We start from the raw sequence: 13707 nt of genomic DNA, 5'->3' as shown, positions 1-13707 counted from the left end.
CTATTCAACCTTTCAACTCTCTTATATGTGCGGCATAGCCGGCATCTTTAACAAAAGCTCTCCTGTCGATCCTTCCCATATCAAGGCCATGGCCGACCTTTTGCGCCACCGCGGTCCCGACGACGAGGGATATATCGGCGTTGACTTGCAGCAGAAGATCGTGCACGCGCTTGTGGGAAAAGATAGCGCTGTTTCCGGCCGGTCGATAGACGATTTCAGCGGCAAGGCCCGGCTTTTTCTCGGCCACCGCAGGCTTTCGATCATCGACGTTTCTCCCGCCGGGCACCAACCCATGAGCGATTGGGGCCAAAACGTGTGGCTCGTTTTTAACGGCGAGATTTACAATTATATCGAGCTCCGGGCCGAGCTTGAGAAAAAAGGGCACAAGTTTCACACGTCAAGCGATACTGAAGTTCTTATTTATTCCTATCTTGAATGGGGCATGGATTGTCTTGCGAAATTCAACGGCATGTGGTCGTTCGTCATCTATGATAAGAGAAAGGACCTGCTTTTCGGCAGCCGCGACAGGTTCGGCGTGAAGCCGATGTATTATTATTTGAAGAACGGCTGGTTTTTGTTTGCGAGCGAGATGAAGGCCATTGTGCAATTGCCGTTTGTGGAGAAGAGGATCAACGAGAGGGCCGCGTTCCAATACCTTGTGCACCAGATGAACAATCCCGATGAATGCATGTTCGGCGGCATTGAAGAATTAAAACCGTCCCATGCTTTTACGTTTGACCTTGCCTCAGGTGAATTTAAGACATGGGCGTATTACAGCCTGGAGACCAACGACAAATGGGAAAGTTTCAAGGAAAAGAGATTCGAGGAAATCAACGAGCGCGTGCGCGGGCTGGTGTTCAACGCGGTGCGGCTGCGCCTGCGCTCGGACGTTGCCGTGGGCTCGTGCCTGAGCGGTGGCATGGACTCGTCGTCGATTGTCTGCATTGTCAACGATTATCTCAAGAAGGAGGCCATCGGCGCGGTGGGCGACCGGCAGAAGGTGTTCACGGCGTGCTATCCGGGCGATAGTATTGACGAGAGCAAATGGGCGCAAATCGTGGTGGACGCCACGAAAACAACGTGGCACAAGACCTTTCCGGACGCCGCCTCGCTCCTTGACGACCTGGACGACCTGGTGTATTACCAGGACGTGCCGTTCGGATCCACCAGCATTTACGCGCAGTACCGCGTGATGAAAATCGCGAAAGAGAACGGGGTAAAGGTCCTGCTCGACGGCCAGGGCGGCGACGAGCTGTTTACGGGATACGCGGACTATTTCGCCAATTTTGCGTTTGATCTGATAAAACATGCCGAAATTAAAAGACTTTTCTTGGAATCCCGTAATCTGCGGTATACTCCTATTAATAATAAAGTAATTGCATTCTTTGCGTATTATTTCATATGGAAATCATTATTTGCTGAATTAAAGCATCATGCAATGCGGTATCTTGGAAAAGATTTCATTAGGTCAAATAAATGCAGAAATCCAAATTCAGAGCAAACATCATTTATGTCACTAAACAAAATGCTTGCTCATACCATGAATCATCACCTTCCCGAGCTGCTCTGGTACGAAGACCGCAACTCCATGCGGTTTTCCATTGAGTCAAGAACGCCGTTCAGCGACGACATCGACCTCATCGATTACACGTTTAGCGTGCCGTCCATTTACAAGATACACGATGGCTGGAACAAGTTCCTGTTGAGAAAGGCGGTTGCCGGCGTGGTGCCGGACGCGATCGTGCGCCGCACCGACAAGATCGGGTTTGCCACCCCCGAATACAACTGGATCCTGGAGAAAAAGGACGAGATACTTTCCCGTATGAAAAGCGAGGGCCTTGATTATTTCATCGATTACGACTCGATTGCTAAAGACTGGGACGGCCTCGTTGCCGGCCAGCAGAAAACCGGGATCACCACGATCTGGCGGTACATCAACTTCGCATTGTGGAAGAAGCGCTTTGCCCTCTGAAAAACCTGTTTTGATTTACATCGGCAGCGAAAGCTCGGTTGAGCGCGGGGCCATCGGGACGCACACCGCGGGCATCGTGAACGGGCTTGCCGGTTCGGGCCGTTTTGAAAAGACGTTTTTCATCGGCGGCGGGCCCGCTGCGGAGACGAAAATTCCGCTCAACACCACCGGCTCCTTTCTTCTCGACATCGACGTGGCCGCTTCCCGCACCGTTGCGGGCAGGATGCTGCGCCGGTACCGGATACTGAGGGAAATCGTGCGGAAAGTAAAGCGGCTGTTTGATGAATGTCCCGGAGCGGCGTTCGTCGTTTACACGCGGTATTCACTATTATCAACCTATTTTATCCTATGGTTGCTTGCAAAGGTCTTTAAACGGCACCATGTCAAACTCGTCACCGAGTATAATGATATTTCCATCGACCAGCTCCGTTTTGTTTCGAGATATCAGACGAAGTTCATAACCCGGCTGTTGCGGACAAACCCGTTTGTCGTTTGGTTCCTCGGATTCAGCGAGGCGAGGATCTTTTCCTCGTCGTCCCTCACCGTGGTCACCACGGACAAAATAGGGGAGTACGCGCGCCGTCTGGCTCCCGGTTGCCGCGCGCTTGTGCTTCCCAACGCGGCATCGAGCGATTTGATACGGCGCGCAAGGGCGACGGACAAAATCGCGGCGCGGAAGGAGCTTGGTCTTGACCCGGGCCCGTTTTATCTGGCACACGTGGGCACGTTCACCTATTGGGACGGCCTTGACTGTTTACTGAAGGGAATAAGCAGGTGCCGCCAAAAGGCGGACCTGCGGCTTATCATCGTCGGTTTCGGCGACGCGCTGGAAATGACCAAAGCGCTCGCGAAGGAACTCGGCCTTGCAAACCAGGTGCTCTTTTTCCCGCCGCAGCCGCATGAAAAGGCGTTTTCGTTTCTCCTTGCGTCCGATGCGGTGCCCATCATCAAGACGATTGACACCTACCAACTCAGCCCGATCAAGTATTACGAGTCGCTCGCGGCGGGAAAGCCGATGATATGCACCGACATCCCGTACATCAATGAAATAGGAAGGTTCAAGTTCGGCCGGGTGGTAGCGTGCCCGCCTTCCCCGGACTCGGTCGCCTCGGCAATCGATGAATTTTACCTCCTGAGAGACAGCCTCGAATCCTGGAAACCGGAGATACTTGACTATGCGGAACGCAACCACACGTGGGACATCCGGGCCGTGGCGCTGCTTAAGGCCCTCGCGAATGGTTTATAAACCATGATAAAAGAAAACGAATTGGCGCACGATAAAAAAATAATGGTAAACCCGGAAAAAATTTGGGGACGGACCGGCCTGGCCGGAAAGAAAAGGTTGGATAGAAGGGCTGAAATGATCATTGATTTTGCCCGGCTCGGGGCCGGCCGGAAGGTTTTGGAAATCGGATGCGGTTCCGGCACGTTGACGGAAAAACTTGCCGCAACCGGGGCGGAAATAACAGCCACCGATATTTTCCCGGAATTTTTGGCATTGACAAAAAAAAGGATAAAGACCGGAAACGTTTTCACCCAGATCGCCGATGCTGAGACCCTTGCGGGATCTGCCGACGACAGTCTGGATGCGGTGGTCGGTCTATCGGTACTCCACCATCTTGATATTGATAAAACACTGGCCGGCATATATCGCGTATTAAAGCCGGGCGGGGCAATGGCTTTTGCGGAGCCGAACATGCTCAACCCGCAAATCGCCATCCAAAAAAATATTCCCGCGATTAAAAGGGCGCTGGGCGATTCCCCGGATGAAACCGCGTTCTTTGCCGGGCCGATCAGGAAAAAACTGGCTAGACTGAACTTCAGGGAAATTACCGTTGTCCCTTTTGATTTTTTGCACCCGGCCATTCCCGATTCCTTGGCCTCTGCCGTGGAAAAAATCGGCGACATTTTAGAAAAGATACCGTTACTGAAAGAAATAGCCGGATCTTTATTTATCGGCGCTAAAAAATAAACAATTTATTTCACGGGATTGCTCGTGATCACGAAAGGCGCAGTACATGGGTAGGGAAATGCAACCATTGCTCCCGGACAAGGGCGGGGCCCTGTTCGACATGTCCCTTCTTACGCTTGCGTTGTTTACCGTTGCCGCGCTGCATATTGCCGACCTTGCCATTGATCCGGATGACAAATGTTTTTACCGTGCGGCATCGTTCGTAACCAATTATGCGCACGTGCCCCTTACCGGGTCGATAAAGACGCATCTGACGGAAATCGGGTTAGGCGATCCGTTTTCCCGACTGCAATACAGCAAATATTACTTTGCCAATAACTTTCTTGTGGACAGGTTCGAGCGGCTGCCGCTCGTTTCCCCGTTCCAGAGTGTTTTCTGCTCCAACCTTGCATGCTCGTTTGCGGGAATTGCGGCGCTGTTTTTCGTTCTCATGCTGCTGTTCGGCCGATTGCGTTTCGTTCTCTTTCCCGCTTTTCTTATTTCCGCGACGTCGTCCATTTTTATTCTCCACGGGCTGTTTCCCTTTGACAATGCTTTTTTCGGGACTGTTACGTGGAAGGTCCCGTACCCGCGCGGGGCCGCGACGCTTTTCTTTTTTGCAGGCATGATGTGCTTCGTCCCTTCGGAAGCCACCCGCGTCCGCCGGTACGTTCGCTTCCTTCTCGGAACAGCATTGTTCGCGCTATGCGGCATTTGTCATGTTGGGGAATTGGAGATGTTCCTGCCGTTTTTTCTGGTTTGTGTCATTGCCTTTGTCCTATTAAAGAAAAAAATAACCGTCGATACATTGAATATCGGAAAGCTTCTTCTTATAATAAACTGCGTTATAGGCGTTATCGTGGTTTGTAAAACGCCATTAATGGGCCTCTATCTTCTGCTGAGGCACGGCATTCCACTCGGGGCCTATTTTTCAGCCGTGTTTTTAAAACCGATTTCAATGGTCTCGGTGGTCATGTTCGTGGCGTACCTCCTTGAAACCAATGCGCTCATTGTGGTATGGTTAAAAATGCGGAAGAAAAGCACGGATACCCGACTGGCAAAATTGGGGGACTATTGTTTTGCGCTGTTCGTTGCGGCAGCGGTGATCAGCGTCGGCCTTTATCCTTTGTATACAACGTCGTTTGACGGGCCCTATGACAATTTGTTTTTCTTTTTCAATGAAGCGACCAGAAGGATTATCGCCGTGCCCCACGTTCTCTTCTGGATGGTGCTCGGAATTGCGCTCTATTTCAAAATAGGGGGCGCATCGGAACGCAGGTGGGCGCGTCTGGCGGGGTTGTGGCTGGTTCTTATTCTGTTAAGCGCTGTTATGACCATATATACAAATTTCAAGGACCACAGGGATATCCTTAAGAAATATCCGTTAAACAAAGAGCTGCTTTTCATCAAGGCCATGGATTTGTCCGAGCAGAATAAAGCCGGCCTTACCGAGTCGGAAATCTACCATGCCATCGCCAATCAATACCGTTTTGAGAATCCATCGCGTTATCATGTGAAATAGGGTTGCACAACAAACGGCAATCATGAATCCGGTAACGGCATATCGTAACGAAAGAATGGGCCATTGGAACGCCCTTGCCTCCAAGAGGAAGACGTGGCTCGAAGGCGGAAAGCGATACCATAAACGGCTGAGAAAAGTCTATTCTTATCTTATTCCTCCGGGCAAGCGCGTGCTTGAAATAGGATGCGGATATGGCGGTCTTATTGCGGCTGTAAAGCCATCAATCGGGGTCGGCGTTGATTTTTCACGGCAAACGTTGCTGGCTGCCCGTAAAAAGCATCCTGAGATAACGTTCGTTTGCGCCGACGGCCACCGCCTCGGGGTGAAGGGCGCGTTCGACGCGATTGTTCTTTCCGATCTTGTAAACGACCTATGGGACGTACAGGAGCTTTTACAGGGACTGGCGCCGTTATGCACGCCAAAGACGCGCTTAATTATAAACTCATACAGCAGGCTTTGGGAATTGCCGCTCGGCGCGGCCTCATTGTTTGGGATGAAAAGGAAAAACCTTCAACAGAACTGGCTGACCGTCGAAGACATTGCGAACCTGCTTGTCCTGGCCGGTTTCGAAATGATCCGAAGCTGGCAAGAGGTTTTATTCCCATTTTCGGTAAAGGTGCTCGAACCATTCTGCAATAAAATTCTTGTTAAAATCTGGCCGTTTTCCGTCTTTGCCCTCACCAACATGATCGTTGCGCGGCCCGATGTGCCGGTCCGCTTTTCCAGGCCCCCTTCGGTTTCGGTCGTCGTGCCTGCGCGCAACGAGGCGGGAAATATCGAACGGATTTTCTCCACCATGCCCGCGATCGAAAACGACAGCGAGATCATTTTTGTGGAAGGCAATTCAAAAGACCGGACATATACGGCAATCGAAGATGCCATGAAACGCCATCCATCCATTCCGTGCCGGCTTTTAAAGCAGACCGGCAAAGGAAAGGGGGATGCGGTAAGGCTGGGATTTTCCCAGGCCAGGGGCGACATCCTAATGGTCCTTGATGCCGATTTGACCGTTGCCGCGGAAGATTTGGTGAGATTTTATGATGCAATCGTTTCCGGGAAAGGCGAATTCATCAATGGCGTGCGGCTTGTGTATCCTTTGGAAAAAGGAGCTATGCAATTGCTCAATTTTTTCGGGAACAAATTTTTCGGCCTTGCTTTTTCCTGGCTGCTTGGCCAACCTGTAAAGGACACATTATGCGGGACAAAGGTTTTATGGCGGACCGATTATGAGATAATTGCAAAAAACAGGGGGTATTTCGGGGATTTTGATCCTTTCGGCGATTTTGACCTTTTATTCGGGGCCGCCCGCCTCAATTTGAAAATTGTGGACATGCCGATACGCTATCAGGAGCGGAAATACGGCACAACGAACATCAGCAGATGGCGGCACGGCATGCTGCTGATCAGAATGGTGGCGTTTGCGCTCAACAAAATCAAGTTCGTATAGATAATGCCCAACGAATCTCTACGCCTGCTTCCACTTAAGGAATATGCCGGTGTCGATAACAACGACCCAATACGGTTTTATTTTTGGCCTTTTGTGGGTCCGCTGTACCGCCGGCGCGTCGAATTGTGCCTTGACGAATGCAAAGGCGGAGGCAGGGTCCTGGAGGTGGGCTTCGGGAGCGGGCTTGCGTTTATAAACCTTTCTTCCCGTTATGAGGAAGTGCACGGGCTCGACCTTACGGCCTCAATAGCGGACGTCGGCGCGCTTTTTAAAAAGCATAAAATTGAAACGTTTCTCAGGAACGGCTCGGTACTTGAGATGCCGTATCCAGATGGGTTCTTTGATACCGTTCTCTGTATCAGCATCCTCGAACACCTTAAGCCATATGAACTTGATAAGGCATTTTCCGAAATCCGGCGGGTCCTAAAAAGAGAAGGGCAGGTCGTTTACGGAGTACCGGCAAATAATGCATTCATGAAAATCTGTTTCCTGATACTCGGCTACGATATCCGGAGGCACCATTTTTCTTCGGAGCGCGATGTGTCCGGCGCGGCGCGGCGCGCGTTGACGGAAGTGAAAATAACGGCTCTGAAGGGCGGTGTGCCTTTTAGCGGAAGCGTGTATGAAATCGGCCACTTTGTAAATAGGAATTCATAATGGCATATTGGGAATCTCACACCCCTCAGTGGGGGGAGAGCCACCAGCGTTTTTTTGCATATACCGGTCTCTTACGTAACCCTCTTGTCTGCACGCTCCTTTCCCTGCGGCTCGGCAATGAAATGTTTCTGTCGCGCCGCCTGGACGCTTTGTCAAAGGCGAAAGGTCCTTTCACCGTGCTCGACATCGGCTGCGGTTGGGGCCAGCATCTGGCGCGCGCGAAGAATGTTTTGTTTTACGGCGTCGATATCAAGGGCTTTCCCCGGGAACAGGCCCTGCGCAAGGGGTACCGCGAGGCGCTCGAATACGGGGACGGCATGACGATCCCGTATCCATCGTCGTTTTTCGACATGATCATCATGTTCAATCTCACGGCGCATATTACCGACGCCATATTCTCCGGCCTCCTTGACGAATCAAAACGACTCGCCCGGCCCGGCGCCACGCTGCTTATCGCGGCGGAATGCAATAATGACGGGCTGTCGTACCGCCTCATGAACAAATTTTCCCCACGCAGGTTAAAGGCTTTGATCGCGGGAATGGACCACAATAACTTCAAATACGAAAAGGAAACGGACCGGTTTTTGTCCGAAAAAGGGCTGTCCGTAAAGCGTAAGGAGACGATTTGCGGGCAGTTTCTGCCTTTTATCCATTACTGGACGTTTGTTTTCGGCGCCTCTCCGTACCGGCAATTGAGATATATTTCCATCGTTGCGGACGCCGTTTTGTCCGTACTTGACAACATCGCATCATTTATGGCCGGCGCCATGGAAGGAAAACGGTTTATCACCGGTTATGTGGCCGGGGTAAAGGAAAAGGGATGAGCAATGTTTTGCCGCCGTTGCGGCCGGTGTAAGGCATTATGATTTCAAAGCGCCTGCGACTGATCTCCGGATATTTGAAGAATACCTTTGCGCGCCGCCGGCCGGATTACTATCTGAACTATTCCCTCGGCCGGCTCGACCGTATGAAAAAGAACAATCTGCGGCCCGGTTCCGCCATCCTTGATATCGGGTGCGGTTATGCGTATCCGGGAACGGCGATAGTATCGCTGGAAGGTTTTCGGGTCTCGGGCGTGGACATTGCGTCGTGTTTCTGGCGGGACGGCATGAGAAGAAAATTTATCGGCAACATGCGGTCGCTCGGTTTGTTGCGGGCGATCGTAGAGACCCCTGCGGTATGGTATCGTGAGAGGCAGAAATTTACGGAGATTGAGAAACATTTTAGCGCTAAGATCAACCACAAGGCCCTTGATTTAAGGACGTACAACGGAAAAGTACTTCCGATTGCAGACAGCTCTTTTGATGCCGCGATTTCCCAAGATGTTCTGGAGCATGTAAATGATCTTCGCCTGTTCTGGCAAGAAATCACGAGGGTTTTGAGGCCCGGCGGTGTCATCGACATGACATACCATAATTTTTATTGTCCGAGCGGAAGCCATATGCCGGTGATTGATTCTGATCCGTGGGCGCATGTGCGCGGAACAGGGCAACGAATACGCCATGACTATTTGAACGCAGCATGGCCCGCGGACATCGTTCAATCGGCTGAAAAAGCAGGAATCAAAATCAACCAGTTGCGGCCGGCATCGTTTGGCGGCGATGTGAAGCCGGTCAATTCATTCTCCGATGCCTACGAGGGTGTTCAATGGTGCGATAAATGGGATCGGATTATCATGCCCATGATAGAAAAGGACGCGGAGCGCCTCCGGCATTTGGAAAAATCGGGAATGACCGCCCATGATCTTATGCACGTTTCGCGCTGGAACATCGCGGGCGTTAAACTGTAATACGGAACGAAATTTGTCGGCGTAGAAAATAGAAGAAGAATCGACATCCCATGCTTTCCCTTCAACTTTTCAACCTTTCAACTTTTCAACTCTTGTTTTCATGTGCGGAATAGCCGGCTGGTTCAACGCTTCCGTCCGGAGGCCCTCTGCGCTGCTTCTTGACATGTGCAAGCACATCAAGAACCGCGGGCCCGATGCGACCGGCGCCAGGGTGTTTGCGGCGGGCGTGCCTTCAGACGCGGGGGAGATAGGGCTCGGCCACACGCGGCTGTCGATCATCGACCTTTCTGAGCGGGCGCTGCAGCCCATGGCCGACGCGACCGGCAGGTACTGGATCGTGTTCAACGGCGAGATTTACAATTTCGAAAGCGTGCGGGAAACGCTGCTCGGGCGGCACCGTATCGATTTCAAGAGCAGGTCGGACACCGAGGTGCTGCTTTACGCCTATATTCACATGGGGGAGAAATGCCTCGACCTGTTCGACGGCATGTTCGCGTTCGCCGTCGTTGATCTTGTCAAGAAGGAACTGTTCCTGGCGCGCGACAGGGTCGGCGTGAAGCCGCTGTACTATTGCTCGAAAAACGGGGAGTTCGTGTTTTCGTCGGTGCTCAAGCCCATCGTCACCTATTTCGGCAACGGGTTTTCCATCAACGATGCCGCCATGGAGGAGTTTTTCGTGCGCGGGTACATCGGCGGGGAGGCCACCATCGCGGAGGGCGTGCTCCGCCTCACGCCGGGACACTGGATGCGCGTTTTCGCCGACGGCAGGGTGGAGAAGAAATGCTGGTGGCGCATAGAGCAGGAAAAAATCCCGGCGCCGGATTTCCCCTGCGACGAGGCGGCCGTCCTCCGGACGCTGGGCGATACGCTGTCGGCGGCGGTGCGGCTGCGGCTGATAAGCGACGTGCCGCTCGGCGTTTTTCTGAGCGGCGGCATAGACTCGGCGCTCGTGGCGAGCCTTGCGGCAAAGGAATCGAAGGAGCAAATCTCCACGTTCACCATCGGGTTCACCGACCCGCGCTTTGACGAGAGCGAAAGCGCGGCGGCGATCGCGGCGCACCTGGGCACCAGGCACCGCCGGCTCGTCATCGGCGAAAAAGACTTCATGGACGTGCTCGGGTATTTTTCCGACGCGTTCGACGAGCCGTTCGCGGACGAGTCGGCGATACCGACGCTGCTGCTTTCGCGGTTTGCAAGGGAGAACATCACGGTGGCGCTTTCGGGCGACGGCGGCGACGAGCAGTATTTCGGCTATACGCGCTACGACCATCTCAGGAAGCTCAAACGGCTTTACGGCCTTCCGCGTTGGTTGAGGCAATTGCCGGGTGCGCTGCTGCCGCGCGGCCTTTTCAATTTCGACACGCTGGTCAAGCTGCAGTCGCTGCGGTACCGGTCGTTTCTCGATTGCCGGCAGAACCTCGCAAACCCGCTGCCGGCGGTTCCTTTCGCGCTCGACCGGGGGAACGGCGGCGTCATCGCGGGAGTAAAGACCGGCCGCGTGCCGGAAGAGACCGAATGGATGCTCTGGGACTTCTTGGGCTACATGCCCGACGACGTGCTTGTCAAGGTGGACCGCGCCTCAATGCGGTTCGGGCTCGAGGTGAGGAACCCGCTCCTCGATCATGGGTTCGTGGAACACAGTTACTACACGGTGCCGCAGGCGCTCAAGACGTCTCACGGGAAAAAATACCTTCTCAAGAAAATGCTGGGCCGGCACGTGCCCGAGGCGCTTTTCGACCGGCCCAAGAAGGGGTTCGACATCCCCCTGCGGCACTGGGTGAACCACGCGCTGCACGACGAGATAGCGTCGCGCCTGGAAAGGCCCTCGGGGCTCGAACGGCTGTTCGCCATGGGCGCGGTGAAAAAGCTGTTCCACGACCAAAAATTCCTCGGAACAAAATACGGCAGTTTTCTTTTTTGGAGGATCTACGTGTTCCTCAAATGGGAGGAGAATTTCGCGGGGAGGGCCCCATGAGGGTGCTCATGTGCATCACGGGCCTCAACCGCGGGGGCGCGGAGAAGAATTTCACCAGGATATGCGTGAACACGGCGGCCCAGGGCCTTTCCTTTGAGCCGGTGGTCGCGTCCTTGATAAACGGGTATTACCTTTCCGATCTGGGGAAAAACAACATACCCGTGTTCGTGCTCCTCGCGTCGAAAAACCCCGTCGCCTTGTACAGGAATATTGTCGCGTATGCAAAATTCCTCTTTAAAAACCGCAACACCATAGACGTGGTGCAGGCGTTCATGCCGCACGGCGGCCTGCTCGGCGTCGTAAGCAACTTTGTCCTCAAAAAGCCCTTTGTGTACTGCGTGCGCAACTCGCAGATCCACGATGAATTCAGGAAGTCCCTTGTCCGCAGGATGGTGAGGAACGCCGGCCACCTTCTTTCGCTGCGCATGGCGACGATCATCACCTGCAACTCGCCCGCCATAAAGCTCGACCTCGAGAAGCGCCTTTCCAAGGAGGTCGTGGCAGTGCTCAACGCGGTGAAAAAGCCCGACGACGCCGCTTTCATCGACGCGAAAATCAAGTCGGCGTTCTTCAGCCCGGCCGGCAAATACAGCGTGGTGAGCATCTGCAACATGCGCTATCCGCAAAAAGACATCATCACCCTGCTGCGCGTGGCAAAGGTCTGTCCTGATTTGCGGTTCGTTTTGGTGGGCGGGGGCACGGGGCTCGATTTTTTCAGGCAGAAGGCGCTGGAGTTCGGATCGCGAAACGTCGTGTTTACCGGCGCGCGCCGGAACGTGTTCCCGTTTCTCTCCTACGGCGACGTTTACATTCTGCTCACACGGTTCGAGGGGTTTCCCAATTCGGTGCTCGAGGCCATGGTCGCGAAGCGGCCGGTGGTCATGAGCGGCATCCCGGAGGTGGCCGGCCTGCTCGCGCACCGCGAAAACTGCGTTCTGGTGAAGAACGGCGACGTCGAGGGCATCGCTGGGGCCATCGCCTCTGTCAAGACCGATGCCGTGCTCAGGGGGCGGATCGTCGCGAACGCCTACGAGATGGCCCTTACGAAATTCACGCTCAAGAACATGATCGCGACGAATTACGGGGTTTACGAAAAGGCCGTGAAGAAGGCGGGTCCGTGAACAAATTTGAATTTTCGGGCGCCGCGCTCGTCACCTATGTCGCCTGCCTCGCGCTCCTGTTTTTTTGCTGCATCACTATTTTCAGGAACTCAACGCTCTGGAAAAGCGCGTTCTGGCGCGGACAGTTGTTCTGGGCCGTGACGGCGAACACCGTTTTTTTCGGCGGGATAGCGGTGTATTTCTATTTGACCTACGGGTTCATCACCGACGACATCACCTACTTCTACGGCTGCCTTGCCTATAAAGGGAACCTGTTTGCGAAAATGTCCGCAACCGAATTCATGTGGTTTCTCGCGCGGCCGCTACGCGATTACCTCCGTCTGGATTTGCCCGCGTGCCACGTCCTGTTTGGTACTCTTGGTTTTATCGGCAGCCTGCTCTTTGTGCAGACGCTCATGCTCAGGATGGATTTTAGGAACAAGGCCCTGCGCGCGCGCAATCTCATCTGTTTCTGGACCCTTACTTGTTTTCCGAACTTTCTTGCGTGGGGAAGGTTTTTCGGGAAAGATTCCGCGATGTTTTTTTTAACCGGCATATTTGTGTACAACGCATCCAAAGCGCTAAGCGGCCAGAAGGGGAAAGTCATCAATATCATTTCAATTCTTGCCACGCTTATAGTAATGTACCGGCTGCGGCCGCACCTCTTTGCCGTAATGTTGGCGGGTTTCAGCTTTACCTTGTTGATGAGAGCGTTCCAGGCAAGGACTCCTAACATAGGACTTCGCGGGATATACCAATTAATTTTTCCAGTGGTTCTATCACTTGCTGCGGTCCTTATTTTTTCCATGGTAGTGCGCCGTGTCTCAATGCAAAGTAACGTATCCGTAGAGGTCGTGCAGTCTTCTTTTGTTAACGCAAGCAGAATGGGCGCATACGGAGGTTCTGCAACGGGGTTACGGGAAACAATGACAGACGACCCCACCGTCATTTTCCGACCGCTGCGCATTGCATTGAATGTGATATTGTTGTTTTTTGCGCCTTTCCCCTGGCAAATCCGGGGCGGCGCGGACGCAATGGCCTTTGTTTCGAACCTGTTTTTCTTTTACCTGCTTTACCGATACAGAAAAACGTTCACAACGGCGGATTTGTTCCAGAAATACCTTTTGATCAACATCGTGCTGCTCACCATGATACTGTCGTTCATGTCGGGCAACGTCGGCCTTATTCTCCGCGAAAAAACCATACTTCTGCCGTTTGTTTTCATGTTCATTTTTTACCGCGAACTTACGGATCGGGTCGTGAAACCTTTTGCGCAGGGCCGGGTCTAATACTT

At 53.2% G+C, this 13707-nt stretch carries 11 protein-coding genes; all 11 read left to right on the top strand.

What is annotated here, in order from left to right; genetic code table 11:
• The first annotated feature begins 25 nt into the window (after positions 1-25).
• The 11 genes from asnB (VLX68_13705) to VLX68_13655 all read left to right on the top strand — a co-directional run bounded on the left by asnB (VLX68_13705) (position 26) and on the right by VLX68_13655 (position 13702).
• Positions 26-1972 (top strand): asparagine synthase (glutamine-hydrolyzing), encoded by a 1947-nt coding sequence (asnB, locus tag VLX68_13705; protein HUI93297.1) that lies wholly within the window; start codon positions 26-28, stop codon positions 1970-1972.
• Entirely contained in the window at positions 1962-3218 is a 1257-nt protein-coding gene (locus tag VLX68_13700) for a glycosyltransferase (protein HUI93296.1), read from the top strand. The genes asnB (VLX68_13705) and VLX68_13700 overlap by 11 nt, the downstream gene beginning before the upstream one ends.
• A gap of 3 nt (positions 3219-3221) precedes the next feature.
• Positions 3222-3944, top strand: a complete 723-nt coding sequence (locus VLX68_13695; protein ID HUI93295.1) for a class I SAM-dependent methyltransferase — start codon at positions 3222-3224, stop codon at positions 3942-3944.
• 58 nt (positions 3945-4002) lie between these two features.
• Positions 4003-5445 carry a hypothetical protein gene (locus tag VLX68_13690; protein HUI93294.1) on the top strand — a complete coding sequence of 481 codons (1443 nt, stop codon included), beginning with the start codon at positions 4003-4005 and terminating at the stop codon, positions 5443-5445.
• Positions 5446-5467: 22 nt separating this feature from the next.
• On the top strand, positions 5468-6892 hold the full coding sequence (locus tag VLX68_13685; GenBank protein HUI93293.1) for a glycosyltransferase: 1425 nt from the start codon (positions 5468-5470) through the stop codon (positions 6890-6892).
• Between the two features lie 3 nt (positions 6893-6895).
• Positions 6896-7549, top strand: coding sequence for a class I SAM-dependent methyltransferase (locus VLX68_13680; protein ID HUI93292.1), 654 nt, complete (start codon positions 6896-6898; stop codon positions 7547-7549).
• On the top strand, positions 7549-8373 hold the full coding sequence (locus VLX68_13675; GenBank protein ID HUI93291.1) for a class I SAM-dependent methyltransferase: 825 nt from the start codon (positions 7549-7551) through the stop codon (positions 8371-8373). The genes VLX68_13680 and VLX68_13675 overlap by 1 nt, the downstream gene beginning before the upstream one ends.
• A 38-nt stretch (positions 8374-8411) precedes the next feature.
• Entirely contained in the window at positions 8412-9338 is a 927-nt protein-coding gene (locus VLX68_13670) for a methyltransferase domain-containing protein (protein HUI93290.1), read from the top strand.
• Positions 9339-9438: 100 nt separating this feature from the next.
• Positions 9439-11313: an asparagine synthase (glutamine-hydrolyzing) gene (gene asnB, locus VLX68_13665; protein ID HUI93289.1), complete on the top strand. Its 1875-nt coding sequence runs from the start codon at positions 9439-9441 to the stop codon at positions 11311-11313.
• Positions 11310-12434 (top strand): glycosyltransferase family 4 protein, encoded by a 1125-nt coding sequence (locus VLX68_13660; GenBank protein ID HUI93288.1) that lies wholly within the window; start codon positions 11310-11312, stop codon positions 12432-12434. The genes asnB (VLX68_13665) and VLX68_13660 overlap by 4 nt, the downstream gene beginning before the upstream one ends.
• On the top strand, positions 12431-13702 hold the full coding sequence (locus tag VLX68_13655; GenBank protein ID HUI93287.1) for a hypothetical protein: 1272 nt from the start codon (positions 12431-12433) through the stop codon (positions 13700-13702). The genes VLX68_13660 and VLX68_13655 overlap by 4 nt, the downstream gene beginning before the upstream one ends.
• Positions 13703-13707 lie beyond the last annotated feature (5 nt).

The sequence above is a fragment of the Chitinivibrionales bacterium genome (assembly GCA_035516255.1).
Lineage (GTDB): Bacteria > Fibrobacterota > Chitinivibrionia > Chitinivibrionales > FEN-1185 > FEN-1185.
Note: the sequence above shows the minus strand (reverse complement) of the source record. Positions and strands in the feature narration are given on the sequence as shown.